This window comes from Mesorhizobium sp. WSM3868 (genome assembly GCF_002294785.1).
Lineage (GTDB): Bacteria > Pseudomonadota > Alphaproteobacteria > Rhizobiales > Rhizobiaceae > Mesorhizobium.
The window spans coordinates 1-26,775 of record NZ_NSGB01000032.1 but is presented as its reverse complement, the minus strand read 5'-3'; the positions used below and the strand labels follow the sequence as shown (position 1 = coordinate 26,775).

Below are 26,775 nucleotides of genomic sequence, written 5' to 3'. Positions count from 1 at the left end.
TGCAAAAGCACGCGACGCGCGAAGCGAGTTCGCAAATGCAACTTGACACCTCAGATAGTCGCTCATCCGTCTCGGCGCTGCGCGCCGATCCACCTTCTCCCACAAGGGGAGAAGGTGCGGTCGGCCCTATTCCGGCACTTTCCTGACAGCACCTTTGTCGGCGCTGGTGGCGAAGGCGGCATAGGCGCGCAAAGCGGTCGTCACCTTGCGCTTGCGCTTTTCCTCAGGCTTCCAGGCCTCCGCGCCCTTGGCCGCCATAGCCTTGCGGCGGGCGTCGAGCTCGGCTTCGCTGACGGCGAGATGGATCTTGCGGTTGGGGATGTCGATCTCGATCGTGTCGCCTTCCTGAACCAGGCCGATCAGCCCGCCCTCGGCGGCTTCCGGCGAGACGTGGCCGATCGACAGACCCGACGTGCCGCCGGAGAAGCGGCCGTCGGTGATCAGCGCGCAGGCCTTGCCGAGGCCCTTCGACTTAAGATAGCTGGTCGGGTAGAGCATTTCCTGCATGCCGGGGCCGCCGCGCGGCCCCTCATAGCGGATGACGACGATGTCGCCCGCCTTGATCTCGTTGCCGAGGATCGCCTTGACGGAAGCGTCCTGGCTTTCGAAGACGCGGGCCGGACCGGTGAATTTCAGGATCGACTCGTCGACGCCGGCCGTCTTCACGATGCAGCCGTCGAGCGCCAGATTGCCCTTCAACACGGCGAGGCCGCCATCCTTCGAGAACGGCGTCTTGGCCGAGCGAATGACGCCCGTCTCGCGGTTCGTGTCGAGATCCTCCCAGCGGCGATCCTGGCTGAAGGCGACCTGCGTCGGCACGCCGCCGGGCGCTGCGCGGAAGAACTCGCGCACATTCTCTGCGGAAGTGCGGGCGATGTCCCAATGGTCGAGCGCTTCGCCCAGCGTTGCGGTGTGGACTGTCGGCAGATCGCGGTTGATCAGCCCGGCCTGGTCGAGCTGGCCGAGGATCGCCATGATGCCGCCGGCGCGATGAACATCCTCCATGTGCACGTCGGACTTGGCCGGCGCCACCTTGCAAAGCACCGGCACTTTGCGCGACAGCCGGTCGATATCCTCCATGGTGAAGTCGACCTCGCCCTCATGCGCGGCAGCCAGGATGTGCAGCACCGTGTTGGTCGAGCCGCCCATGGCGATGTCGAGGGCCATGGCATTCTCAAAGGCCCCCTTGGAGGCGATGCTGCGCGGCAGCGCGCTGTCGTCCTCCTGCTCGTAATAGCGCTGCGCAAGATCGACGATCAGATGGCCTGCCTCGACGAACAGCCGCTTGCGATCGGCATGGGTGGCCAAAGTCGAGCCGTTGCCGGGCAGCGAGAGACCCAACGCTTCGGTCAGGCAGTTCATCGAGTTCGCCGTGAACATGCCCGAGCAGGAGCCGCAGGTCGGGCAGGCCGAGCGCTCGATCACCTTGACGTCCTCATCTGAAATTCGGTCGTCGGCCGCGGCCACCATGGCGTCGACGAGGTCGAGCGCCTGCGCCTTGCCGCCCAGCACCACCTTGCCGGCTTCCATCGGGCCGCCGGAGACGAAAACGGTCGGGATGTTGAGGCGTAGCGAGGCCATCAGCATGCCGGGCGTGATCTTGTCGCAGTTGGAGATGCAGACCATGGCGTCGGCGCAGTGCGCATTGACCATGTATTCGACGGAGTCGGCGATCAGCTCGCGCGACGGCAGCGAATAGAGCATGCCGTCGTGACCCATGGCGATGCCGTCGTCGACGGCGATGGTGTTGAACTCCTTGGCGACCCCCCCGGCCTTCTCGATCTCGCGCGCGACGAGCTGGCCGAGATCCTTCAGGTGCACATGGCCCGGCACGAACTGGGTGAAGGAATTGACCACCGCAATGATCGGCTTGCCGAAATCACTGTCCTTCATGCCGGTGGCACGCCACAGGCCACGGGCGCCGGCCATGTTGCGGCCATGGGTGGTGGTGCGGGAACGGTAGGCGGGCATCGGTATTCCTTGCTGGCTGGCCGCGCTCAAACGTGGCGCGGCGGCGCTGTATTTCAGTCGGCAGCGGTTATAGCGGCCAAGGTCCGGCCTTGCCACAATTTTGCGCTGCGCCACGATTCTTCAGGAAATTTGAAAAATGCTGTCGGATCGCGCCGCGCCGAGCCGTCCTTGAGGCAGACGGTACGGAAGCCGCGCCAAATCGCCGGCGCGCCGTTGATGATGAGCCAACCTGAACAAGTCGGAGGAGCAAGATATGCAGAAGATCACCACCTTCCTTTGGTTCGACGGCCAGGCCGAGGAGGCCATGAACCACTATGTCGCCATCTTCAAGAATTCGAAGGTGCTTAGCGTCACGCGCTGGCCCAAGGGCCATCCCCAGGAAGGCCAGGTGCTGGTCGCCTCGTTCGAGCTCGACGGGGTGCAGTTCCAAGCCCTCAACGGGGGGCCGCAATACAAGTTCACCGAGGCGATGTCGCTGTCGATCGACTGCAAAACGCAGGAAGAAGTCGATCATTTCTGGGCCAGACTCACCGAAGGCGGCGGCGAACCGGGACGCTGCAGCTGGCTGAAGGACAAGTTCGGCGTTTCCTGGCAGGTCGTGCCGGAGCAGCTGCCGCGCCTGCTTCAGGACCCCGACAGAGCGAAGGCCGGGCGCGTGATGTCGGCGATGATGCAGATGGGCAAGATCGACATCGCCACGATCGAGGAAGCGGCGAAGGGGTGACTACGCGTGAGTAGTGAATGGTGGATGGTGGATGGTGGATCGTGAGGATGCCCGACTACTATTCACTATTCACTATTACTATTCACCATCCACTATTCAACCACAATCACGCCGCCTTGTCGCGGACCTGATAGTCCTTGACCGCGGCGAAGCGGATCGCTTTCCAACGCTCGGCCTCGTAGTTGAGCGAGAAGGCGTGCTGGGCGAGGAAGACCGGATCGTTGTCGAGGTCGCGGGCGATGTCGCCGCGATGCGCCTCGATAAAGCGCTGGACATCCGCCCTGTCGTCGGCCGAGATCCAGCGGCAGACGGAGAAGCGCGACATCTCGAAATCCACCGGCAGCGTGTATTCGATGTTAAGCCGCTCCTTCAGAACATCGAGCTGCAGCGCGCCGACAACGCCGACGATGGCCGGCGAGCCGTCCTCAGGCGAGAACAGCTGCACGACGCCCTCCTCGGCCATCTGATGCAGCGCTTCTTTCAGCTTCTTGGCTTTCATCGCATCGCCGAGGCGGACACGGCGCAGGATTTCCGGCGCGAAGTTCGGCACGCCGCGGAACAGGATCTCCTCGCCCTCGGTCAGCGTGTCGCCGATGCGCAGCGTGCCGTGATTGGGAATGCCGACGACGTCGCCGGCGAAGGCCTCGTCGGCGGTGACGCGGGTGCGGGCGAAGAAGAATTGCGGCGCCGAGAGGCTCATCGGTTTGCCGGTGCGCACCAGCTTGGCCTTCATGCCGCGCTCCAGCTTGCCGGAGCAGACGCGGACGAACGCGATCCGGTCGCGATGGTTGGGGTCCATGTTGGCCTGGATCTTGAAGACGAAGGAGGTCATCTTCCCCTCCGTCGCCTCGACCGTGCGTTCATCGGCTGCCTGGGCCCGCGGCGGCGGTCCGTAGGCGCCGAGCGCCTCGATCAGGTCGCGCACGCCGTAATTGCGCAGCGCCGAGCCGAAATAGACCGGCGTCAGATGGCCTTCGCGGAAGGCGTCGATGTCGAGCGGTCTGCACGCTTCCCGCGCGAGTTCCAGTTCCTCGATGAAGTCGTTGCGCTCGTTTTCCGGCAAAAGCCCGGCGACGCGGTTGGAATCCGGGCCGTTGACCGGCGTGCGCTCCTTCTCGTCATCGCTCCGGCGCACCGCGTTCTGCGCCAGGTGATAGGTGCCCGAAAAGGTCTTGCCGCGGCCGATCGGCCAGGTAACCGGTGCTGTGTCCAGCGCCAGCTTCTGCTCGATCTCGTCGAGGATTTCGAACGGATCGCGGCTCTCGCGGTCCATCTTGTTGACGAAGGTGATGATCGGGATGTCGCGCAGCCGGCAGACCTCGAACAGTTTCAGCGTGCGCGGCTCGATGCCCTTGGCGGCGTCGATGACCATGACGGCCGAATCCACCGCAGAGAGCGTGCGATAGGTGTCGTCGGCGAAATCCTCGTGGCCGGGCGTGTCGAGCAGGTTGAAGACGTTGTCGTCATATTCGAAGGTCATCACCGAAGTGACGACCGAGATGCCGCGCTCGCGCTCGATCTTCATCCAGTCGGACCGGGTCTGGATGCGATCCTTCTTGGCCTTGACCTCGCCGGCAAGCTGGATGGCACCGCCGAACAGAAGCAGCTTTTCGGTGAGCGTGGTCTTGCCGGCATCGGGGTGGGCGATGATCGCGAAAGTGCGGCGGCGCGAAACCGCCTGTTCGATGTCTTCTGCCAATTTTTGGAATCCTGTCTGTGGCGCGGGCTTCTAGCAGCGCATTTTGGGCGTGTCGACAGTTTCGGGCAGACCGGCACGGCCGAACAGCGTAGTCGATGTGGCCTGACAGGAACCTTAGGTCGTTCAGGTTCGCTCGCGATGACGGTCCTGGCGGCCCAACCGGGTAGCTAAACGTATCTCCGCCCGTTCGATGCCGATGTCGCGCAGCAGATAGTCCGGCAATTCGTCCAGCGTGGCCCGACCCCTGCGATTTCGCAGGATGCGCGCAAGCACGCCTCCGCCGGAACGGCAGATTTCGGGGATCGCAACGAGGAACCGTCCGAGCGCGGAATGGTTGGCCGCAAGCTCCTGTCCAAGGATGGTCATGGTTTATCCTCCTCTGTTTGAATGATGAAATCGGGAGGGCCCAGACTGGCCCTCCCGAAGGTTTGGCCGACAGAAGATCAGGATCGATGGTGCTCGCAGCTCGCCTGCAAAGGCACTTCACGATCGATCCCTCCATCAGGCGGCGGCGTATGCCGTCGTCGGATCGAACAGGCGCTTCACCTGCGTGATCTTGGTGGCCGGGAAGCCGCTCATCTTGGCGTGGCGCTGAATGATCGCCTCGTCCTTGGCGAGGTAGACGCAGAAGGTCTTGTCATCCGCGACGAAGGATTCGACCCACTGAATGTCCGGGCCGAGCTCGGCGAGAACGGCGTTCGAGGCCTTGGAGGCGTCGCGAAGCTGCTCGCGCTCGAAGGTGCCGACCTTGGGAATTTCACGTTCGATGATGTATTTCTGCATTTCGCAATCTCCTTGATCTTGGGTTCAAATGCCTCCGGACGCTCGACCAGATTCGATGCCGGTGACATTCCCGGGGCCGCTGAGCTAAACTGCAGCATGGCTCGCCGGGCAGACGGAGAATTGCGCAAGAGGCGGCCGACAGTCCTTACGCCGTCCTTATCTTCTTCCGATCCTTTGCCTACTGCCGTTACAGGATTGCTGCCGATGGGAACTTATTGCTTCGGCGACTTCGAGCTTAACGAGGACGCTCGCGCCCTCCGTCTCGCCGGAAGCGAGATCGAGGTGCAGCCTCTGGTCTTCGATTTCCTCGCCATCCTGCTTCGGCACCGGGACCGGGCCATGAGCAAAGACGAATTGCTTGAAACGCTATGGCCGGGCGTGACGGTGACGGAAGCTTCGTTGCAGCGCGTGGCTAGCCTTGCCCGCGGCGTTCTTCGCCAGGGCGGCATGGAAACGGCACTGCGCAACCTGCCCCGCTTCGGCTACCGGGTTTGCCGCGATCTGCCGCCCATTTCGGCGAACGGGCCGGCCGGCGCGGGCGGCAAGCCTTCGAGCCCCGGTTCACCTATTCTGTCGGCGCGCGCGGCTGTTGCTGCCAGGAAATGGCACGAGGCCGCGGCCTGCTTTAGCGAAGCGGAGGCCGCTGGCGAGCTGCTGACGGCCGATCTCGAGGAATGGGCACTTGCGCTGGAGTGCATGGGGCGCCCGGCTGAAGCCATCCCGCTTCTGGCGCGCGCGGTGACTGCCTACGGCGTGGCCGGCGAGCGATTGCGAGCGGCGTCCCCGGCAATCGGCCTGGCCAGGGTTCATCTGGAGAGAGGGGAACTTGCCGTCGCCAAGGGCTGGCACAAGCGGGCGGCGCAGCTGATCGATGGCGCAACCGACAGCAGGGAGCACGGCCTGTGGTGCTGGATGGGAGCGCGCATCATGGGCGCGGAAGCCGAGCCGGAGCAGGCGCTTGCGCTTGCCGAACAGGCTTTCGCGGTTGGCAGAGATCTCGAAGATCCGGTCGTGGAGTCGCTCGGGCTGATCTATCGCGGCTTTTTCAAGCTCTGCCTCGGTGAAACCAAATCCGGCCAGGAGGATCAGGATTTCGCCGCCGCGCTGGGTCTCTCCAGCGACGTGGACCCGGTCGTCGGCGGCATTCTCTACTGCAACATACTTTGGGCCTGCCGGAATTTTGGCGACTGGGCGAGGGCCAACCAATGGACCCTCGGCTATGAGGACTGGTGCAGGGGACATGGGCTTGAGGATCTGTCGGGCTCCTGCCGGCTGCATCGCGCCGAAGTGCTCGGCGTTCACGGCACGCTGAAGGAGGCTGAGGCGCTGGTACGCGCCGCGCTCGACCAACTCGCCGTCGACGCCCCCTGGGCGACGGGCGATGGGCTGCGTGTCTTGGGTGACATTCATCTGGCCGCCGGAGATCTCACCGAGGCGGAAACAGCCTATCGGGCGTCCCATGCCGCCGGCTGGGATCCGCAGCCCGGCCTGGCGCTGCTGCAGCTGGAGCAAGGCCAGGCCGAGGCCGCCTTCAGCGCTCTCGAGCGGTCGTTGGTCGGAAACGGCTGGCCGACGCTGCAGCGGCGAGGCATGGTCCTTGCCACTCTCGCCAAGGTGGCGGCGCGCACCAATCGTCTCGAGCGTGCAAAAGAAGTCATCGCCGAGTTGGAGAGCCAGCCGCAGCGCTGGCCGATGGCCTCCATCCGGGCGCTGACCGCCGAGGCCAAGGCTGAACTTTTCATACGGGAAGGCCGCCTCCCCGAGGCTGTTCGGGAGCTGCAGACCGCATGCTCGCGCTGGAGCGAGGTCGGCTCGCCGGTCAATGTCGCCGATGCGAGGCTTGCGCTCGCAGCGCTGCTCATCCAGCTCGGCGATCGTGCCGGCGCGGAGTTGGAGCTCGGCACAGCGTTGGCGTTAGCGAAGAAGGTCGACTCTTCACGGCTCACGCGGCGCTGCGAAGAGCTGAAGGGCCTGCTTGTCGGGACGCAGAAGATAGCGGTGGGCGGCGCTTAGCCGCTTCTCGCTTGAGGTCTGGCCGGCGCGATGGCATGACGGGGAAATCTCCTCTGAAGGTCATGACATGAGCAGCGCAAAACAAGTCATCGTCATCGGCGCCGGCATCCTCGGCGCATCGATCGCCTGGCATCTGGCGAAGGCCGGAGCGCGGGTGACGGTCGTCTCGACAAGCGGCGCCGGCGGCGTCGCGACGCCCAACTCCTTCGCCTGGATCAACGCAAGCTGGGGCAATCCGGAGACCTATTTCCGGCTGCGCATCCGGGCCATGGCCGAATGGAAACGCTTGGCGAATGATCTGCCGGGCCTGCCGCTTGCCTGGTGCGGCGGCCTGTGCTGGGACCTGCCGGCGGACAAGCTCAAAGCCTATGCGGCCGAGCATGCGTCCTGGGGCTACGGCATCGAGCGGGTCGGCCGCGAGCAGGCGGCTCGGATCGAGCCCAACCTGACCGAGCTTCCCGATTTTGCGCTTCATGTCGCCGAGGAAGGCGTGGCCGAGCCGGTGGCGACCGCAAAGGCGCTGCTGGCGGACGCCGAACGGCTCGGCGCGCGGCTTATTACCGGGACTGTCGATAGACTGACTCTATCGGGCGGCAGGCTGAGCGGCGTCGTCGTTGCGGGTGAAACCATCGCCGCCGACGAGGTGGTGATCGCCGCCGGCGCCGGCGCCCCGGCGATCGCCGCGACGGCAGGCGTCCAGTTGCCGATCAAGACGCCGCCCGGTCTGATCGTGCATTCGCGACCCTACAGGAAACTCCTCAACGGCCTGGTGCTGGCCGAGAGGCTGCATATGCGGCAGACGGCCGAGGGCCGGATCATCGCCGGCTCGGATTTTGGCGGCGGCGATCCGGGCGAGAACCCGGAGGCAACCGCGCTTGAGCTTTTCGAAGCGGTGAAAGCGATGCTGCGCGGCGCCGACGGGCTGGAGTACGATTTCCATACGGTCGGCTATCGTCCCACTCCAACCGATGGTTTCCCAATTGTCAGCCGCGCCGACGGCGTAGGCGGCCTCTATGTCGCCGTCACCCATTCCGGCATCACGCTGGCACCCGCCATCGGCCTGTTTGCGGCCTGCGAAATCGTCGATGGCGAGCGCGATCCATTGCTCGCGCCTTATGCGCTGTCGCGCTTCGCTCAGTAGCCCGGCGGCCGGCGAAACCCGTCGGTCAGCGGCGCGATCGCCGCAGCGACGCCGAGCAGTCTCGCCTCCGACCAGCGCTTGCCGACCAGTTGCAGGCCGATGGGCAACCCGTTGCTGTCCTGCCCGCCTGGTATCGCCAGCGCCGGATGGCCGGAATAATTGAAGACCGCGCCATAGGCCGGCAGCATCCAATAGCTCTCGTCCTTGCCGTCGACCTTGAGCGCGCTGCCTGGCTTGCAGTGCGGAAAGGCCGTTGTCATGGCGACCGGGCAAAGCAAGGCATCACAGCTTTCGAAGAACCGCTCCCAAGCAAGGATCGACCGGTCGCGGCGAGCGCGCGCCGCGAACCAGCGCGACACCGGCGCAGGCTGTTCCGGCGGTTCCGGGTGCGCTGCCTCCAGCATCATGCCGATCAACTTGCCGCCCTCGGTGAGATCATCATGCAGGTCGAGCTTCGGCAGTTTGGCTTCCTCGACGTGCGCGCCGGCGGAAGCCAGCCTAGCAGCCAATCTCTCGACCGCGGCGCCGATCTCGGCGGCCACCGGAAAGCCGCGGAAGGTGCCGGCGAAGGCGATGCGCAGCGATTTCAGCTCGAGCGTCGATATGGGATCAACGGGCACCGGCGCCAGATCGGTATCGCCGCCGTCCGGACCGGCAATGATCCGGTAAATCAGCGCCAGGTCCTCCAGATTGCGAGCAATCGGCCCGACACAGGACATCAACCGGACGCTGCGCGGAATGCCGCCCGGGTCGGGAAAAGCGCCGGCCAGCGAGACGCGATGCTCGGTCGGCTTCAGGCCGTGGACGCCGCAAAAGGCGGCGGGCAAGCGGATGGAACTCTGCATGTCGGTGCCGACCTCGAAGGGCGTCATGCCCGCAGCAACCGCAGCGGCGGCGCCGCCGCTGGAGCCGCCCGCTGTGCGCGACGGATCCCAAGGGTTGCAGGTGCGGCCGAACAGCGGATTGTCAGACTGCCAGTCGCCCAGCATGGTGGCGACATTGGTTTTGCCGACCAGCACGCCGCCGGCTCTCTTTAGCCTAGCAACCACAGGGCTGTCCTGCTTGGGAACGTAGTCGGCAAATGGCGGGAAGCCGACCGTCGTCTTCATGCCAGCGGTCTCGTGCGCATCCTTCAGCGTGAACGGCACGCCGTGCAGCGGGCCGAGCGCGGCGCTGCGGGCGAGTGCCACATCGGCTTCTCGGGCACGCTGAAGCGCACCTTCCCGGTCGAGGAGGATGACGGCGTTCAGTGCTTCGTTATGTCGGTCGATCTGCGCCAGATGCGCATCGAGCGCCTCCACGGCCGAGATTCTCCGCCGGGCAATTGCTGCCGCGAGTTCGGTAGTCGAGGAAAATCCGATGTCCATTGTGCTGCACTCCGGCTGCTTGCCGCGCTGCGCCTTGAACATGGCGGATGAGACCGCGGCTTCAAGCCGAATTCAGCATTGTTAGGACAGCGGTGCTTGATCGAAATTGCGCCCACCTGTGGTCAGGGCGGCGCTGTCCCGCGACCTTCGCTACGTTTGGAGCTAGACGGCCAACGCGAACTTAGCAACGGTCGGCGCGAACGGCCGGATGTTTGTGCCGTCCCTTGTCATGGTGACAAAGCTCGACGGCGGAATCGCCTGCCATTCGCCGCCGTCGCGGTCGAACGGTTCGGAGACGATGCAGCGGCCGGCGCGGCTCGCGAATGCGCCGGTATAGAGCGTTGGCGCCTGGCCGTCGGTGGCGTAGCGCACGGCGTAGAGCGCCTCGCCATCGGAAAATGCCGCTGTCAGCTTCAGGGAGGGTTCGAGACCGGCGTGGCGCGAAGCCTCGAGAACGCGGCTGGTGGCGCGGGCTACCGCGCCTTGCGGGTCGGCGGACAGGCCTTCGTCGAGCATCAGCAGGAAGAAGAGTTCGGAATCAGTCGTCCCTTCGCGCTGGTCGAAGACAGCATCCGACAGCGAATTCTCAAGCGCGCGGCGGATCTTCTCGAAGCCGCCGATCTGGCCGTTATGCATGAACGACCAGCGGCTGGAGACGAAGGGATGGCAGTTCATGCGGCTGGTCGCGCCGCCGGTGGAGGCGCGCACATGAGCGAGGAACAGGCCTGATTTGATCTGCCGGCAGAGGCTTTTCAGATTGGGGTCCGACCAGGCCGGCAGGATATCGCGGTAAAGGCCGGGCTCGGGACGGTCGCCATACCAGGCGAGGCCAAAACCGTCGCCATTGGTCGGCGACTTGGCCTCCTGGGCGCAGTGGCTCTGGGCAATCAGCGAGTGGCAGGGCGCGGTGACGATGTCTTCGAGGAAGACCGCTTCACCGAGATAGGCCGCCCACCGGCACATCGCATTCCACCATTTATCAGGCGCGATCCATCAGAGCCTGAGGCTCCTTCACCGCGTGTGAGCCTCTGTTGTTCGTGCGCTCATAGAGCTCACGGACGATTCGGCTGGCGGTAGTCTCGAACAGAAATGGCAAGAAAGCGTGAACGAGGGCGGCGCCCGCGGCCATCGACAGGCGGGAGCAGAACCAGGCGGCGAAGGCCATGTGGCCGAAATAGGTTTCGCCAACCTTGGCCGGGTGAGACGTAAAGAGCGCCGAAAACCCCGTCGTCATGGTGATCCCTTCTGCCGGGATGAGCCCCGGTATTGAGTATCCTGCCACGAGTTGAGGGTTCATCGATCCCAAATTGTCCTTGTGTGTAGCCCTATTTTGGGACATTCATCCCAAGAATGGCGTTTGATATCGACGAAACCGATCGGAGATTGCTGGCCGAGCTGCAGCGCGACGGCACGCTTTCCGTCGACCAGTTGTCGGAGCGCGTGGCCTTGTCCCGCAACGCCTGCTGGCGGCGCGTGAAGCGGCTGGAGGAGGAGGGCGTCATTACCGGGCGCGTGGCGCTGGTCGATGCCGACAAGCTTGGACTCGGGCTTTCGGTGTTCATCCTGATCCGGACGTCGAACCATGACCCGGACTGGCTGCAAAAGTTCCGGGCGGCGGTGACGGGCTTTGCCGAGATCACCGGCGTCTACCGCATGTCGGGCGACCTCGACTATGTGCTGAGAGCCCGCGTCGCCGACGTGAAAGCCTATGACAGGCTCTATCAGCGGCTGATCGCCAAGGTGCCGCTCTCGGACGTCTCCGCTTCCTTCGTCATGGAGGAGATCAAGGAGACGACCGTCGTTCCGGTGGAGTTGCGCTGACGCGGAACCGCATTGAAAGAAAGGCGTTGATAGCGTCGCGGCCGGGTTGACCGAATCGGCAGCCGCGCCGATAGGAATGGGCTCATGCGCACGGCTGTCTATCCTTCCTCCGTCATCGGCCCCACCGTCGGTTTCGTCAGGCTTCCGCATGGCGAGGGCTTGCCGCTGCCGACCTATGAAAGCGCGGGCGCGGCCGGGATGGATCTGCGAGCCGCGGTGCCGGAAGACCGGCCGCTGCTTATCCTGCCCGGAAAACGCGCGCTGGTGCCGACCGGGCTGATCGTGGAAATCCCGGAAGGCATGGAAGGCCAGGTGCGGCCGCGCTCCGGCCTCGCCTTCAAACATGGGCTGACCGTGCTCAACACGCCCGGCACCATCGACAGCGATTACCGCGGCGAGGTGAAAGTGCTGCTCGTCAATCTTGGCGATGAGGACTTCGCGGTGACGCGCGGCATGCGGATCGCGCAGATCGTGTTTGCGGCAGTCACGCAGGTGGCCGGCGAAGAACGGGCGCTCGCCGGCGGCACGGGGCGCGGCGCCGGCGGTTTCGGATCGACCGGCACCGCCTAGATGCAAGTCCCAAAACTGGTCATCTTCGATTGCGACGGGGTTCTGGTCGACACCGAGAACCTTGCCAATCGGCGCCTCGCCGACTGGCTTTGTGAAGCGGGCTTTCAAACCACATTCGAATATTGCCGCAAGACCTTCTCGGGCCGCAGCATGGCCTCGGTGCAGAAAGAGATCGAAGAGGCGACCGAGGCCCGGCTCGGCGCCGACTTCGTCGAACGCTGGAACGCCGGCCTGCCGGATCTGTTCGCGCATGGCGTCGAGGCGATCCCTCACGTGCGCGATTTCATCGAAAAGGTGCGCGCCGCCGGTATTGCCTATTGCGTCGCCTCGTCGGCGCGGGTTTCGAAGATGCATATCACGCTCGGGCAGACCGGCTTGTTGCCGCTGTTCGAGCACGCCATGTTTTCCTCGACCATGGTCGGGCGCGGCAAGCCGTTCCCGGACCTTTTCCTGCATGCGGCAAAGACGATAGGCTTCGCGCCGGCCGACTGCATCGTCATCGAGGACAGCGTCGCCGGCACCCAGGCCGGCATTGCCGCCGGCATGCGCGTGTTTTCCTATCACGCCGATCCATTCTCGGACCGCGACGGGCTGGCGGAAGCCGGCGGCGTCCTGTTCGACGACATGCGCGACCTCGCAGGACTGGTGCCGATCCTTTGATCGGACACTGGAGCGGTTCCGCTTTCGTCGAATTGCCGACCCGCTCCAGCTATTTGTTTTTACGCAATTCCGGACGGAAAACTGTTTCACATTCTTCCTGGAATTGCTCCGGGCTGTTCGGCGAAATCTTCCGTGCTAGCGTGCAGCCGTCAAACAGCCGGCGGCTCCCACCCATGGAATCCACCCTGCTTCGCCTCGCCCTCGCTCTTGTGCTTCTGTCATGGCTTTGGGGCCCGGCGAGCGCGGAGAATGTCAGCTTTCCGGACTTTGCCAGCGCCATCCCGGGCCACAAGGACGTCACCTATCTCGACCTCGCCAGGATGGTCATCCCCGATCTGGCGTTGAACGCCGACGGCTTCTACCACGGCGGCTTGCCGATCGAAATGCGTCACGTCGCCGGTCCGGACAGCGGTGGCTCGCCGCCTGAAACGTCAAGCCTGCCCAATGCTGCGGTGCTTGCCATCAAGGCCGGCGGCAAGGACCGGCTGACCATGCTGTTCGATCTCGGCGACTCTCCCGACAGCGCCGAGGGCTATGCGGTGCTGGCGCTCTACGATCTGACCGGCGGCAAGCCGGCGCTGCTCGACGCGGTCAATGTCGCCGTCGATCGCAGCACCTATTTTCGCGAACCGAACAAACTGTCGGTCGGCGCCGGTGACGATATCCTCACCACCATGAGCACGCATTTCAATTCCAGCCAGGGCTATGTGATCACGCCGCTGATCATGGTGCGCAACGACAACTTCGAACTGATCGACATGATCTACACGTTCGATGAAAGGCTATGCACCTACAGCCGCAAGCAGGACATCGCTTTTAAGGCCATTGCCGGTGGCCGGGCGCATGCAGCCATCAAGGTGACGGTGACCGATGCCACGATACCAAGCGGCGAAAGCTGCGACGATGCGGCGCCCGAGGCGTCCTCGAAAGACATTTCAGTCATCTATCATTGGGATAAGAAAGCGTCGCGCTACGTGGCGGGTTCAGACGCCCTCAAACGGTTGTCAGCAGAGAACGAGAAACACTTCTGAGCCGAGCGCATTCGTTTGCCCGAGCGGGGCGACCGCGATAAATTCCCCCCACGACCCATGATTGAGGACCCGCCATGGACAAGGGCAAGATTTTTCGCGATCTGCACGCCTCGACCTTCGTCATGCCCAATCCCTGGGATGTCGGCACGACCAAGCTTCTGGCTTCCTTCGGCTTCAAGGTGCTGGCCACGACCAGCGCCGGCTTCGCCTTCTCGCGCGGCCTGCCCGACGGCGCGGTGACATTCGAGGCCATGATCCACCATTGCCGCGAAGTGACGGCGGCAACCGACCTGCCGGTTTCGGCCGATCTCGAGCGCGGCAAGGGCGACAGCGCCGAGCAGGCGGCAGAAACCATCTTCGCGGCGGAAGCCGCCGGCCTTGCCGGTTGCTCGATCGAGGACCATACCGGCGATCACGAGAATCCGATCTACGAGTTCTCGCATGCTGTCGAACGCGTCGCCGCGGCCGCCGAGGCGGCGCGCGCCCTGAAGCACGATTTCGTGTTCACCGCGCGGGCCGAGAATTTCCTTTGGGGCAAGACCGATCTCAACGACACGATCAACCGTCTGCAGGCTTTCGAGAAAGCCGGCGCCGACGTGCTTTATGCGCCGGGCCTGAGCGACATCGACGCGGTGCGGACGGTCTGCTCCGCGGTCAGCAAGCCGGTCAATGTCATGGCGCGACCCGGCTTCACCGTGGCCGACCTTGCTGCGGCCGGCGTAAAACGCGTCTCGCTCGGGCCATGGCTGACGAATTTCGCCTTTGGCATGTTGGAAACCGCTGCGCGGGAAATCCAGCAGGACGGCACCTTCGGCTTCACCCGTTCGGCGATGCCGTTCGGCAAGCTGCAGGCGCTGTTCCGCGGGGGCGGTACCGAGCAGGATTAGGGCGTTCAGCGTTTCACGGAAACACCGAACCGCTCTATCTCCTTGTTGCGCATTTCCGGACGAAAAACCGCTACGCGCTTTTCCTGAAATTGCGCTGGACCGGGTCCCGCGCCGAAACCGCCTTGTGCAGATGCACCATCATGGCGGCGGCAAAGAGCGGGGTCAAAAGATTGAGCAGCGGCACGGCAAGGAAGACCGCGATCAGCAGTCCGGCCAGGAATACCGTGCCCGCATACTTCCGGCGCAGCGCCTTGGCTTCGGCCTCGGGGCGGAAGCGCATGGCGGCGAACTCGAAGAATTCGCGGCCCAGCAGATAGCCGTTGACGATGAAGAAGGCGGCGAGGTTGATGCCCGGCACCAGGAGCAGCAGCAGGGCGACGATGTTGCCGAGGATCACGACGCCAAAGAATTTTATCGCCAGCGCCATCGACTGCAGCACCGGCACGGCGCGGCCGGGCAGATCGCCGGGATAGTCGGTGCGCTCGACCACCTCGGCGATATCGTCGAGGAACAACCCTGCGACGATCGCCGTCACGGGTGCCACGAGCAGCGCCATGCCCATTGCCAAGAGGATGCCGGCGATGATGCCGCTCAGCCATCCTGCCCAGGACGGCAGGCCGGGCACAAATGTCTGCAGCCACGGCCATGCCAGCCATTCGAGCAGGCTCTCGATGCCGAACCAAAGCGCCACCAAGGCGAGCAGCGTCAGGCCCAGCGTCTTCAGAAAGACGGAGCGGAATTCAGGTGAGAACAGCCGGCTGGCGGCGGCGCGGGCGGCGTCGAGGATCACGGCAGGTCCAAGCCCTTACAGAGGAACGTCGTTCCCGAGATAGGCCGGCTTGCTAAGCGGCGCAACTAAAGCGCGTCGCGTCGACGCGCCTTAGGTTTGTCTCGATGCATGTCGTCCTCCCAAAACCGCCATGCACTTTTGGGCGACATGCATTATTGCGCAAGCCTGGCCAGTCTTGCCGGGATGGTCATGGCCGCGACGCCAACGACGACGAAGCCCATGCCGAGCCAGGCGCTCGGCCCGAGGCTTTCGCCCAGAAAGACGGCGCCCATGCCGACGCCGATCGGCACGCGCAGATAAGCCTGCGAGGTGGTGCCGACCGAGCCCAGCGTGTGGATAAGCCGGAAGAAAATCGAAAAGGCGAGCGCGGTGGAGAAGACCGAAAGCCCGAAGAGCGCCAGGATCGATTCCGTCGACGGCGTCAACGTCCAGGGCCGGTCGAAGACGAGGCTCAAGGGGATCAGGATCGCGGCGCCGCAGACCATCGAGCCGGCGGCCGGCACCATAGGATCCAGACCTCTGAAGTTTCGGCCAAAGATGGCGGCACCGGCATAGCAGACGGTGGCTGCGACGACCGCAAGCTGCGCCCAGAGCTGATGGCCGATGCCGCCAAGCGCCTCGGTGCCGACGATCAGGCAAATGCCGGCGATGCCGGCGCCGACGCCGACCAGCTTGCGCAATGTCACCGGCTCGTGGCGGGTGATCAGCGCCGTCAGCAGAAAGGTGAAGATCGGCGACGTCGCGTTGAGGATCGTGGCAAGGCCGGCGTCGATCGAACGTTCGGCGGCGGCGATCAGCGTGAACGGGATGACGCTGTTGAGGCAGGCCTGGAACATGAAGCGGCGCCACATGACCACCTCCCGCGGCATGACAAGGCCGCGCCAGCGGATGAGGCCAAGCAGAATGCCGCCGGCGATCAGCGTGCGCCCGGCGATGAAGGTCACCGGCGGGATCGTCTCGACGCCGATCTTGATGAAGGTGTAGGAGGCACCCCACAACACCGCCAGCAGGCCAAGCAGCGCCAGCTCGGTCGTCATCTCGGTCTTATCGGACATGGGATTTCGCGCCTTCAGCCTGTTTCGACGGTCCGTTCTAGCTCACACCGCGGCTTAGATGTTTCGATGACGCTCCAACCATAGCCGCCGTCGCCTCTAACGATATGGTCCAGTTCGGCGCGACGGCTGCCGCAGCAACCGGCCGGAAGTCGGCGAAGCGGAAACCGGTGCCGATTTTCGGGGTAGGCAAAGCGGCTGCGAGCCGCTAGACCCGCGCGCGGCCGGCGTGGCAGAAAGCCGGACAGTCGTTGGCGGAGACATTGATGCCGGAATATGACGTGCTTTGCATCGGCAATGCCATTGTCGACATCATCGCGCAATGCGACGAGGCCTTTCTGGAAACCAACGGCATCATCAAGGGCGCGATGAACCTCATCGACACCAGGCGCGCCGAGCTGCTCTACAGCCGCATGGGACCGGCGATCGAAGCTTCAGGCGGTAGCGCCGGCAACACGGCGGCGGGCGTGGCGAGCTTTGGCGGCCGCGCCGCCTTTTTCGGCAAGGTGTCGAACGATGCGCTCGGCGACATCTACAGCCATGATATCCGCGCCCAGGGCGTGGCCTTCGACACCAAGCCACTGCAAGGCGAGCCGCCGACGGCTCGCTCGATGATCTTCGTCACGCCGGACGGCGAGCGCTCGATGAACACCTATCTCGGCGCCTGCGTCGAGCTGGGGCCGGAGGACGTCGAGGCCGACAAGGCGGCCGGCGCCAAGGTCACCTATTTCGAGGGTTATCTGTGGGATCCGCCGCGCGCCAAGGAAGCGATCCGGCAGACCGCGAGGCTGGCGCATGCGGCGGGGCGCGAAGTGTCGATGACGCTGTCGGATTCCTTCTGTGTCGACCGCTACCGCGACGAGTTCCTCGATCTGATGCGCTCCGGCACGGTCGACATCGTCTTCGCCAACAGCCACGAGATCAAGTCGCTCTACCAGACCGCTTCCTTCGAGGACGCGCTGGCGGCGATACGCAAGGATTGCAAGATCGCCGCCGTCACCCGCTCGGAAAAGGGCTCGGTGATCGTGCGGGGCGACGAGACCGTCACTATCCGCGCGACCACGATCAAGGAACTGGTCGACACGACCGGCGCGGGCGACCTCTATGCCGCCGGTTTCCTCTATGGATACACGACCGGACGCAGCCTCCAGGATTGCGGCGACCTCGGCTCGCTTGCGGCCGGGCTGGTGATCCAGCAGATCGGTCCGCGGCCGCGCCAGAATCTGCGCCGCGAAGCGGAACAGGCGGGCCTGCTTTAGTTCCGCTGCGTCATCCCGGTCGGGCGCCAAATGAACCCGGCTGTCGCGCCGCTGTCATAGATCGCTCCTAGAGGCACATTGGGCGTTCCGCGACTGACATTTCGGGCGCCCGCAGCAGTTGGGGTGTCAAAAAAATGCAAGACAGCAACCTTCACGGTCGCTGCGTCCGTCACCATTGCGATTGCCGCTTTCCGCTGTAGCCGTTCAACGACCGGCCCCAGCTTGAGAGGAGCGCGGCGCGCAAGACAGATGCATGACCAGATTTCAGAATCCGCCTGACGGAATTTCGCAAGACGCCTTGGCCGGCCTTGTGGCCGAGGTTGTGCGACAAGCTTTGATGCAGCACGGCGTTTTGCTGGACGCGGAAGCCCTGGCCTCCGCCAGCGCGATTGCCGGCAGCGTTGCCGCCGCCCTTCCCTTCCTGCCACAGGCGCAGCGGCTTGCAATCACCTCCTTCAAGGGCAGCTGGACCGGGCTGACCTCAGCGTTTTTCCGTGCGATGGCGGAAAGAATCGCGCGCGCCGACCCGGCAGACGCCGACACCATGGACGAATGCCCGACGATCCGGCCTGCCAGGCCCGCCTCCCCGCCCTTGGCCGAGCGAGCCTCCGATCTCCAGTCGATGCTCATCGAAGACTGGGCCGGCGAAGTTGCGGGGTCGACCTACCTGGAGGAAAGATTCCAGATCCCGCGCTCGACCCTGCATCGCTGGCAAAGGCGCTGTGAGGTCGTCGCGCTGCGCAAAGGCGGCCGCAAGCATGTCTTCCCGCTCGCCCAGTTCGTCGACGGCAGGCCGGCCCCGGGTATAGGCGAGGTGTTGGCAGCCATCACCAATCCGAGGCTGGCTTGGTTCTGGCTGACCCGGCCTTCCCCCGAGCTCGATGGCCGCACCCCCATCGAAATGCTGCGCGAGGACATGATCGAGGATGTGGTTCGCGTCGCGCGCAACCTGTCCTGATCCCCCATTTTCACGGATGCTGGTCCACGTTTTTGTGCGCCGCTTCAAGAGTCATTAGGCGGTTATACATTTGTCATAAAACCGTAATAAACGGCACATATGGGACATTTCAAAGTCAAAAATACCATCTCTAACGTATATATTGTGCAATATGTGCCATTCTTTCAAATATGTGACGTGATATTTGCGCAACAAGACTTCCATAAGAGTCCAAAAGGCGTTTTTCAGACACAATCTCTGTTGTTAACGACAGCCAATTAGGCCATGTCGAGGGCGAAGAAGCGGCGCCGGTGCGCGACTTTTTCAACGATGGGGACAGGGGCAGCGGAGCCTGTGGGGTCATACGCAAACCTGTCTTGAACCTTTGACTGGAGATTCAAGAAAATGAACATCAAGAGCCTTCTACTCGGCTCCGCTGCGGCCTTGGTCGCAGTTTCGGGCGCCCGCGCCGCCGACGCGGTCACCGTCGCCGAGCCGGAACCGGCCGAATACGTCAAGATCTGCGACGTCTACGGCGCGGGTTACTTCTATATCCCCGGCACCGAGACCTGCCTGCGCATCGGAGGCTACGTCCGCTACGACATCGGCGTCGGCGATGTCGGTTCCCTCGACGGTGTCAACCATGTGCCAGACCATCAGGACGCCGGCAGCACGCATTCGAGTTTCTATAAGAACACCCGCTTCACGCTGAAGACCTGGACCGGTCAGGAAACCGAACTCGGTACCCTCAAGACCTACACCGAGACCCGCTTCAATTACGGCAACAGCAACGGCGACTTTCTCAATCAGAACGCTTCAAATGCGGACGATTGGCAGGGCCGTAACAAAGCGCTCTCGCTGCGCTTCGCCTGGATCCAACTCGGTGGTCTCCGCGTCGGTAAGGACGATACGGCTTTCGATACGTTCATCGGTTATGCCGGCGCCGTCATCCAGGATACGCTGGTCCCGTATGGCGGCCAGGAGAGCAACGTCGTTCAGTACTATTTCGATGCAGGCAACGGCTTCACTGGGTTGGTCTCGCTCGAAGAAGGCGCTGGCAGGGTCGGCACCATCGACAGCTATGTTCCGCATGTCGTCGGCGGCGTGAAGTACAAGGGCGACTGGGGTGCGGTCACCGGCGTCGTCGCCTATGACAGCAATTACGAGGAAGTCGCCGGCAAGGTTCGCTTGGACGTCAATGTCAGCAAGGAACTGACGTTGTTCGTCATGGGCGGCTACGGCACCGACGACAACCTCAATGACAATGCCGGCAACGCCATCGATGCCAGCGGTCGCGGCTTCTACAAGCAGTGGGGCGGCAACTGGGCAATCTGGGGCGGTGGCACCTACAAGTTCAACGACAAGACCGCGTTCAACGCCCAGATCTCGTATGACGAATGGAAGAACCTGGGTGTCGCCGCCAACGTTGCCTATACCGTCGTGCCCGGCTTCACGGTCACGGCCGAAGTCGATTACCTCAACGCTGGCAAATTCGGCGACGCCGACTTCAACAATTGGACCAAGGCCAACAAAAAGAGCAGCCTCGGCGGTATCCTCCGCTTCCAGCGCTCGTTCTGATCGGACCTCCCAACCTACTGAAAAGGCCCGCGGCGTCCGCCGCGGGCCTTTTTGCCTTCGGGTCGGCGAAGGTCCCGTGCAAATCGCGCCTTAAAGCGTGTCGCGCTGAAACGGATTCAGACGACGCGCTTTAAGTCCTTGATTTGATGCATGTCGTTGTCCCAGAACCGAGCATACTGCTGGGCGACATGCATTAGTTCCCCGCCGTATAGGCGGCGATCGCGGCCATGTTGACGATGTCTGAGTCCTTGGCGTTGAGCGAGACGATCTGCACCGGCTTGTTCAAACCGACCAGCAGCGGGCCGATGACGGTCGAGCCGCCGAGTTCCTGCAGCATCTTGGTCGAAATCGAGGCCGAGTGGAAGGCGGGCATCACCAGCACATTGGCCGAACCGGTCAGCCTGATGAACGGGTACTGCGCCATGGCGCGCGGGTTCAGCGCCACGTCGGCGGCCATCTCGCCGTCATATTCGAAGTCGACGCGGCGCTTATCGAGGATGCGCACCGCCTCCTGCACGCGCTCGGAGCGTTCGCCCTGCGGATGACCGAAGGTGGAGTAGGCGAGCATGGCAATCCTCGGCTCGTAGCCCATGCGGCGGGCAAAGCCGGCCGCCTCCTCGGCGATGTCGGCGATCTGCTCGGCATTCGGCATGTCGTGCACGGCGGTGTCGGCAACCAGCACGGTGCGGCCCCTTGCCAGCACGATCGAGACGCCGATCACGCGGTGGCCTGGCTTGGCGTCGATGACGCGGCGTACGTCGTCGAGCGCGGTGGAATAGTTGCGGGTCACGCCGGTAACGATGCCGTCGGCGTCGCCCAGCGCCACCATGCAGGCGGCGAAATGGTTGCGGTCGTTGTTGATCAGGCGCTGACAGTCGCGGAACAGGTAGCCTTTGCGCTGCATACGTTCGTAGAGATAATCGGTGTAGATCCCATTGCGGCGCGACAGCCTGGCATTGATGATCTCGAGGCCTTGCTTGTTGAGTTCGATGCCGGCGTTGCGGGCATTCTCCTTGATGACGTCGTCGCGGCCGAGCAGGATCGCCGTGCCCAGCCTCTGGTTCACATAGGAGACGGCGGCGCGCATCACCTGCTCCTCCTCCCCTTCGGCGAAGACGATGCGCTTTGGCTGGCGGCGGACGCGGTCATAGATGCGCTGCAAGGTCGAGGCGATCGGATCGCGGCGGGCGGAGAGCTCATGCGCGTAGCGGTCGAGATCGAGGATCGGCTTGCGGGCAACGCCGGACTCCATCGCGGCCTTGGCCACGGCAAGCGGGATCGCCGAGATCAGGCGCGGATCGAACGGCACCGGGATTATGTAGTTGGGGCCGAATTTCGGCCGGTTGCCCTGATAGGCGGCGGCGACGTCGTCGGGCACGTCCTGGCGCGCCAGCTCGGCCAGGGCGCGTGCGGCGGCGATCTTCATCTCGTCATTGATGGTGGTGGCCCTGACATCCAGCGCGCCGCGGAAGATGTAAGGGAAACCCAGCACATTGTTGACCTGGTTCGGGTAATCCGAGCGGCCGGTCGCCATGATGGCGTCGGTGCGGATCTCGCCGACTTCCTCGGGCGTGATCTCCGGATCCGGATTGGCCATGGCGAAGATGATCGGGTTCTTGGCCATCGACTGCACCATGGCGGGGGTCAGCGCGCCCTTGGCCGAGAGCCCGAGGAAAACGTCGCAGCCGTCAAGCGCCTCGGCGAGCGAGCGCGCCTCGGTCTTGACCGCATGCGCCGACTTCCACTGGTTCATGCCTTCGGTGCGGCCCTGAAAGACCACGCCCTTGGTGTCGCAAAGGATGATATTCTCCGGCGAAAAGCCCATCGCCTTCATCAATTCGATACAGGCGATGCCCGCTGCGCCCGCGCCGTTGCAGACCATTTTCGTGGTCTTCATGTCTCGGCCGGTGATCTCCAGCGCGTTGATGAGCCCGGCGGCCGAGATGATGGCGGTGCCGTGCTGGTCGTCGTGGAAGACGGGGATGTCCATCAGCTCGCGGAGCCGCTGCTCGATGATGAAGCATTCCGGCGCCTTGATGTCCTCGAGATTGATGCCGCCGAAGGAAGGTCCGAGGAAGCGCACGCAGTTGATGAATTCGTCGGCGTCCTCGGTCGCCACTTCGAGGTCGATCGAATCGACATCGGCGAAGCGCTTGAACAGCACCGACTTGCCTTCCATGACCGGCTTCGAGGCCAGGGCGCCGAGATTGCCAAGACCGAGGATTGCGGTGCCGTTGGAGATGACGGCGACCATGTTGCCGCGCGTCGTGTAGTCGAAGGCGCGGCTTGGATCCTCCGCGATTGCGCGCACAGGAACGGCGACGCCCGGCGAGTAGGCGAGGCTCAGATCGCGTTGCGTCGCCATCGGCTTGGTGGCGACGATCTCCAGCTTGCCCGGCCGACCCATGGCGTGGAATTCGAGCGCCTCCTGCGCGCTGACGGAGGGTCCGCTGCTTTCGGTTTTCCTGGCCATGATGCTTTTGATTTCCTCGCCTGTGCGGCACCGCTTGGGACGGCTGCTTGCTTATAGTTCCCACCGATTAAGGCTACACGCGGCGACTGTAAACCGACAAGCCGGGCGAAGCTGCTTCAACGCAGAAGGCCGGCAATGCGGCGGACCGATTGACGGCGAGTTGGCAGCATGGCTCGCGCTTTCCCCTGCTTTTCGAGCCTCCGGCATTAAACCGCCCTGCCACATCTGCTAGCGTTCGGGCATGAACATGCACATGCCGACCGATACCGACGCCCAGGAAACGACGACGCCGGCGCCCACCATGGGCGGCGTCACGCCGATGATGGAGCAGTATATCGAGATCAAGGCGGCGAACCCGGATTCGCTTCTGTTCTACCGCATGGGCGATTTCTACGAGCTGTTCTTCGACGACGCCGAAAAGGCGAGCCAGGCGCTCGGCATCGTGCTCACGCGGCGCGGCAAGCACCAGGGCCACGACATCCCGATGTGCGGCGTGCCGGTGCATGCGGCGGACGATTATCTGCAGAAGCTGATCGCGCAGGGCTTCCGCGTTGCCGTGTGCGAGCAGATCGAGGACCCGGCGGAAGCCAAGAAGCGTGGCTCGAAATCGGTGGTGCGCCGCGACGTGGTGCGGCTGGTCACGCCGGGCACCATCACCGAGGACAAGCTGCTTGCACCCTCGGAGTCGAGCTTCCTGATGGCGCTGGGGCGAGTGAAGGGCGGCAATGCAGCCAGCCAAGGCAGTTTCGCGCTTGCCTGGATCGACATCTCGACGGGCGCGTTTCGGGTGGCTGAAACCTCGGCCGAACGGCTGCTTGCCGACATTTTCCGCGTCGATCCGCGCGAGCTGATTGTCGCCGAGCCGGTGTTCCATGACGCGGAGCTGCGGCCGGTCTTCGACGTGCTCGGCCGGGTCGCCAACCCGCAGCCGCCATCGCTGTTCGATTCGGCGTCGGCCACGGGCCGCATCGCCCGCTTCTTCGAGGTGGCGACCCCAGACAGTTTCGGCAGTTTTTCGCGTGCCGAGCTGTCGGCCATCTCGGGCGCCATCGCCTATGTCGAGAAGACGCAGAAGGCCGAACGGCCGCCGCTGTCGCGGCCCGAGCGCGAGGAGAACGGCTCGACGCTTTTCATCGACCCGGCGACGCGCGCCAATCTGGAACTCCTGCGCACGCTATCCGGCAGCCGCGAAGGCTCGCTGTTCAAGGCGATCGACCGAACCGTGACCGGGGGCGGGGCGAGACTGCTCGCCGACCGGCTGATGGCGCCGCTGACCGACCCGGCATTGATTTCCGCTAGGCTGGATTCGGTGTCGTTCTTTCGCGCCGAAGCGCGGCTTCGCCAGGGATTGCGAACGAACCTGAAAAGTGTCGCTGACATGCCGAGGGCGCTCTCCAGGCTGGCGCTCAACCGCGGCGGCCCGCGCGACCTTGGCGCGCTCAGCGCCGGCTTCGAGGCCGCGGGCGCGATCGCCGCACTGTTTGCGACGACGCCGCTCCCCGCCGAACTCGCCGCGGCGCTCGCGGCGATCCATGGCTTGCCTGAGGCGCTCGCCCGCCATCTCAGCGAGGCGCTCGACGACGAATTGCCGCTCATCAGGCGCGACGGCGGCTTCGTGCGATCGGGCTACAATGCCGAGCTCGACGAGATGCGGGCGCTGCGCGATGAGTCGCGAAAGGTGATCGCCGGGCTGGAGCGCTCGTTGATCGAAGAGACCGGCATCCGCTCGCTGAAGATCCGGCACAACAATGTGCTCGGCTACTATATCGAGGTGACGGCCAACCATCATTCGATCATGACCGGCAGCGACGCTGCGAAGGCGCGCTTCATCCATCGCCAGACCATGGCCAACGCCATGCGCTTCACCACGACGGAACTGGCGGAGCTGGAATCGAAGATCGCCAATGCCGCCGATAAGGCGCTGAGCATCGAGCTTGCCACCTTCGACCGGCTGACGGCGGAAGTGGTGAGCGAGGCCGACAGCATCCGCGCCGGGGCCGAGGCACTTGCAGTCCTCGACGTATCGTCGGCCTTGGCGCTGCTGTCCGAAAGCGAGGGCTGGTGCCGGCCGGTCGTGGATTCCAGCCTCGCCTTCGAGATTGCCGGCGGCCGCCACCCGGTGGTCGAACAGGCGCTCAGGCGATCAGGCGAAGGTCCGTTCGTCGCCAATGACTGCGACCTCTCGCCTGAAAACGGGGCAAAGGCCGGCGCCATCTGGCTGCTCACCGGCCCGAACATGGGCGGCAAGTCGACCTTCCTGAGGCAGAACGCGCTGATCGCCATCCTTGCCCAGACCGGCTCCTTCGTGCCGGCCGAAAGCACCCATATCGGCGTCGTCGACCGGCTGTTCTCGCGCGTCGGCGCCTCGGACGATCTCGCGCGCGGCCGCTCGACCTTCATGGTCGAGATGGTCGAGACCGCGGCGATCCTAAACCAGGCCGGGGAGCGGGCACTGGTCATCCTTGACGAGATCGGCCGCGGCACCGCGACCTTCGACGGTCTGTCGATCGCCTGGGCGGCGGTCGAATATCTGCATGAGAAGAACCGTTGTCGTGCGATCTTCGCCACACATTTCCACGAGATGACGGCGCTGGCCGGCAAGCTTTCGCGGCTCTCCAACGTCACCATGCGGGTCAAGGAATGGGAAGGCGATGTCGTCTTCCTGCACGAGGTCGGCAAGGGTGCCGCCGACCGTTCGTACGGCGTGCAGGTGGCTCGGCTCGCCGGACTGCCGGAAGCGGTGGTGGCGCGCGCCAAGCAAGTGCTGCACCAGCTCGAGGAAGGCGAGGTTTCCGGCAAGACCAACCGGCTGGTCGACGATCTGCCGCTGTTTTCGGTGGCGGTGAAGCTCGAAGCGCCGAAGCCGGCGAAGAACGATGTCCTGGGCGAAGCACTGGGGGCGATCAACCCCGACGAAATGACGCCGCGCGAGGCGCTGGAGGCGCTCTACAGGCTTAAGGGGCTGGCGGCGAAATAAGGCTTTCCAGCGTCATTGCGAGCGCGCCTAGATCATCTCCAACCCGCGCTTGCGCGTCGGCGGCGGAAAGGCGCGGTCAAGTTCAGCAAGGTCTTCCGCTGTTAGGACGATGTCGAGCGCCGCAGCATTTTGGCGGACATGCTCCTGCCGGCTGGCCTTCGGGATGGCAACGACGCCTTTTTGCGCCATTACCCAGGCGAGCGCGACCTGCGCTGCGGTGGCGTTGTGGCGGGCAGCGACGGCATCGAGCCTGGCGTTGCGCGCCAGCGCGCCCTGCTCGACCGGCGAATAGGCCATCAGCGCGATGCCGCGCTCAAGACTCCAGGGCGCGAGGTCGAATTCCGGACCGCGCCGAGAGAGATTGTAGAGGACTTGGTTGGTCTGGACGTTGGCGCCGGAGGGTAGGCCGACCAATTCCTCCATCTCGTCGGTATCGAAATTGCTGACGCCCCAATGGCGGATCTTGCCGGCCGCCTTCAAGGCCTCGAAGGCTTCGATCGTTTCCGACAGCGGCACGCTGCACGGCCAGTGCAGCAGATAGAGGTCGATGCGGTCGGTGGCGAGCCGTTTCAGACTGTTCTCGCAGGCCCGCTTGACGCCGGCGCGCGAGGCGTTGGACGGCAGCACCTTGGAAACCAGAAAAGTCTCGTCGCGGCGCCCGGCGATGGCTTCCGCCACCACCTCCTCGGCGCCGCCGCCGGCATACATTTCCGCCGTATCGATAAGCGTGATGCCGAGATCCAGCCCAAGCCTTAGCGCCGCGACCTCATCGGCGCGGCGCCGGCCGTCCTCACCCATCTTCCACGTGCCTTGACCCAGCACCGGAACGGCTTCGCCTGACGGCAGGAAAGTGGTTCTGATTTTAGAAGACATGGCCTGCTCCGCGTGAGGCTGGATCGCAGCACAAGCATGGCCGAAAATCCAGGCCGAAGTCCTCGCCTTCGTCCGGATTTCCAGCGCGGGAAACTAGGCTGAATCGACATTCAGCGCATCCATAGCATAGCTGCGGCGAGATGGATGAAGGCGAGGAAGTGGCCGGCGC

At 64.2% G+C, this 26,775-nt stretch carries 23 protein-coding genes; 12 read left to right on the top strand and 11 right to left on the bottom strand.

Features of this window, described 5'->3' with window-relative positions:
* Nucleotides 1-126: 126 nt before the first annotated feature.
* A complete protein-coding gene (gene ilvD / locus CK221_RS28975) occupies nucleotides 127-1,971 on the bottom strand; it encodes a dihydroxy-acid dehydratase (RefSeq protein WP_095780209.1) in 1,845 nt (614 codons plus the stop codon).
* 253 nt (nucleotides 1,972-2,224) lie between these two features.
* Between ilvD and CK221_RS28970 the strand changes: the two genes are divergently transcribed.
* Nucleotides 2,225-2,695: a VOC family protein gene (locus CK221_RS28970; protein ID WP_095780208.1), complete on the top strand. Its 471-nt coding sequence runs from the start codon at nucleotides 2,225-2,227 to the stop codon at nucleotides 2,693-2,695.
* Nucleotides 2,696-2,801: 106 nt separating this feature from the next.
* Here the strand turns inward: CK221_RS28970 and CK221_RS28965 are convergent, their stop codons facing one another.
* From CK221_RS28965 to CK221_RS28955, 3 genes are all read right to left on the bottom strand, one after another.
* Entirely contained in the window at nucleotides 2,802-4,394 is a 1,593-nt protein-coding gene (locus CK221_RS28965) for a peptide chain release factor 3 (RefSeq protein ID WP_095780207.1), read from the bottom strand.
* Nucleotides 4,395-4,517: 123 nt separating this feature from the next.
* Entirely contained in the window at nucleotides 4,518-4,760 is a 243-nt protein-coding gene (locus CK221_RS28960; protein ID WP_067003572.1) for a DUF1127 domain-containing protein, read from the bottom strand.
* 135 nt (nucleotides 4,761-4,895) lie between these two features.
* Entirely contained in the window at nucleotides 4,896-5,177 is a 282-nt protein-coding gene (locus CK221_RS28955) for a DUF4242 domain-containing protein (RefSeq protein WP_067003570.1), read from the bottom strand.
* Nucleotides 5,178-5,381: 204 nt separating this feature from the next.
* Here CK221_RS28955 and CK221_RS28950 point away from each other — a divergent pair, with 204 nt between their 5' ends.
* Nucleotides 5,382-7,190: a winged helix-turn-helix domain-containing protein gene (locus CK221_RS28950; protein WP_179295230.1), complete on the top strand. Its 1,809-nt coding sequence runs from the start codon at nucleotides 5,382-5,384 to the stop codon at nucleotides 7,188-7,190.
* A gap of 67 nt (nucleotides 7,191-7,257) precedes the next feature.
* The gene (locus CK221_RS28945; RefSeq protein ID WP_067003566.1) at nucleotides 7,258-8,331 is read left to right on the top strand and encodes an FAD-binding oxidoreductase; all 1,074 of its coding nucleotides are present in this window, start codon (nucleotides 7,258-7,260) and stop codon (nucleotides 8,329-8,331) included.
* Here CK221_RS28945 and CK221_RS28940 read toward each other — a convergent pair.
* The 3 genes from CK221_RS28940 to CK221_RS28930 all read right to left on the bottom strand — a co-directional run bounded on the left by CK221_RS28940 (nucleotide 8,325) and on the right by CK221_RS28930 (nucleotide 10,932).
* Nucleotides 8,325-9,698 (bottom strand): amidase, encoded by a 1,374-nt coding sequence (locus tag CK221_RS28940; RefSeq protein WP_067003743.1) that lies wholly within the window; start codon nucleotides 9,696-9,698, stop codon nucleotides 8,325-8,327. The genes CK221_RS28945 and CK221_RS28940 overlap by 7 nt on opposite strands.
* Before the next feature lie 162 nt (nucleotides 9,699-9,860).
* Entirely contained in the window at nucleotides 9,861-10,661 is an 801-nt protein-coding gene (locus CK221_RS28935; RefSeq protein WP_067003564.1) for a class II glutamine amidotransferase, read from the bottom strand.
* A 16-nt stretch (nucleotides 10,662-10,677) separates the two neighbouring features.
* Complete coding sequence (locus CK221_RS28930; RefSeq protein WP_095780210.1) at nucleotides 10,678-10,932, bottom strand: DUF6356 family protein; 255 nt, start codon at nucleotides 10,930-10,932, stop codon at nucleotides 10,678-10,680.
* A gap of 116 nt (nucleotides 10,933-11,048) precedes the next feature.
* Between CK221_RS28930 and CK221_RS28925 the strand changes: the two genes are divergently transcribed.
* The 5 genes from CK221_RS28925 (at nucleotide 11,049) to CK221_RS28905 (ending at nucleotide 14,667) form a co-directional block, all read left to right on the top strand.
* Entirely contained in the window at nucleotides 11,049-11,519 is a 471-nt protein-coding gene (locus tag CK221_RS28925; protein WP_095780205.1) for an Lrp/AsnC family transcriptional regulator, read from the top strand.
* A gap of 84 nt (nucleotides 11,520-11,603) precedes the next feature.
* Nucleotides 11,604-12,089 (top strand): dUTP diphosphatase, encoded by a 486-nt coding sequence (gene dut / locus CK221_RS28920; protein ID WP_095780204.1) that lies wholly within the window; start codon nucleotides 11,604-11,606, stop codon nucleotides 12,087-12,089.
* Nucleotides 12,090-12,749: an HAD family phosphatase gene (locus CK221_RS28915; protein WP_095780203.1), complete on the top strand. Its 660-nt coding sequence runs from the start codon at nucleotides 12,090-12,092 to the stop codon at nucleotides 12,747-12,749.
* A gap of 173 nt (nucleotides 12,750-12,922) precedes the next feature.
* Complete coding sequence (locus CK221_RS28910) at nucleotides 12,923-13,780, top strand: hypothetical protein (protein WP_095780202.1); 858 nt, start codon at nucleotides 12,923-12,925, stop codon at nucleotides 13,778-13,780.
* A 74-nt stretch (nucleotides 13,781-13,854) separates the two neighbouring features.
* Nucleotides 13,855-14,667 (top strand): oxaloacetate decarboxylase, encoded by an 813-nt coding sequence (locus CK221_RS28905; RefSeq protein WP_095780201.1) that lies wholly within the window; start codon nucleotides 13,855-13,857, stop codon nucleotides 14,665-14,667.
* A gap of 70 nt (nucleotides 14,668-14,737) precedes the next feature.
* On the opposite strand, the gene CK221_RS28900 is transcribed toward CK221_RS28905, so the two are convergent.
* Together CK221_RS28900 and CK221_RS28895 are read right to left on the bottom strand one after the other, a co-directional pair.
* Nucleotides 14,738-15,457 carry a sulfate transporter family protein gene (locus tag CK221_RS28900; RefSeq protein ID WP_067003553.1) on the bottom strand — a complete coding sequence of 240 codons (720 nt, stop codon included), beginning with the start codon at nucleotides 15,455-15,457 and terminating at the stop codon, nucleotides 14,738-14,740.
* 152 nt (nucleotides 15,458-15,609) lie between these two features.
* Nucleotides 15,610-16,512 (bottom strand): EamA family transporter, encoded by a 903-nt coding sequence (locus CK221_RS28895; protein ID WP_095780200.1) that lies wholly within the window; start codon nucleotides 16,510-16,512, stop codon nucleotides 15,610-15,612.
* Nucleotides 16,513-16,775: 263 nt separating this feature from the next.
* Between CK221_RS28895 and CK221_RS28890 the strand changes: the two genes are divergently transcribed.
* From CK221_RS28890 to CK221_RS28880, 3 genes are all read left to right on the top strand, one after another.
* Nucleotides 16,776-17,768 carry an adenosine kinase gene (locus CK221_RS28890; RefSeq protein ID WP_095780199.1) on the top strand — a complete coding sequence of 331 codons (993 nt, stop codon included), beginning with the start codon at nucleotides 16,776-16,778 and terminating at the stop codon, nucleotides 17,766-17,768.
* 298 nt (nucleotides 17,769-18,066) lie between these two features.
* Nucleotides 18,067-18,726: an antitoxin Xre/MbcA/ParS toxin-binding domain-containing protein gene (locus tag CK221_RS28885; RefSeq protein WP_348628451.1), complete on the top strand. Its 660-nt coding sequence runs from the start codon at nucleotides 18,067-18,069 to the stop codon at nucleotides 18,724-18,726.
* Nucleotides 18,727-19,110: 384 nt separating this feature from the next.
* Nucleotides 19,111-20,283, top strand: coding sequence for a porin (locus CK221_RS28880; RefSeq protein WP_095780197.1), 1,173 nt, complete (start codon nucleotides 19,111-19,113; stop codon nucleotides 20,281-20,283).
* A gap of 193 nt (nucleotides 20,284-20,476) precedes the next feature.
* On the opposite strand, the gene CK221_RS28875 is transcribed toward CK221_RS28880, so the two are convergent.
* Nucleotides 20,477-22,756, bottom strand: a complete 2,280-nt coding sequence (locus CK221_RS28875; protein WP_095780196.1) for an NADP-dependent malic enzyme — start codon at nucleotides 22,754-22,756, stop codon at nucleotides 20,477-20,479.
* A 241-nt stretch (nucleotides 22,757-22,997) separates the two neighbouring features.
* Between CK221_RS28875 and mutS the strand changes: the two genes are divergently transcribed.
* Nucleotides 22,998-25,733 (top strand): DNA mismatch repair protein MutS, encoded by a 2,736-nt coding sequence (mutS, locus tag CK221_RS28870; RefSeq protein WP_095780195.1) that lies wholly within the window; start codon nucleotides 22,998-23,000, stop codon nucleotides 25,731-25,733.
* Between the two features lie 27 nt (nucleotides 25,734-25,760).
* On the opposite strand, the gene CK221_RS28865 is transcribed toward mutS, so the two are convergent.
* Nucleotides 25,761-26,606, bottom strand: coding sequence for an aldo/keto reductase (locus CK221_RS28865; protein WP_095780194.1), 846 nt, complete (start codon nucleotides 26,604-26,606; stop codon nucleotides 25,761-25,763).
* Nucleotides 26,607-26,775 lie beyond the last annotated feature (169 nt).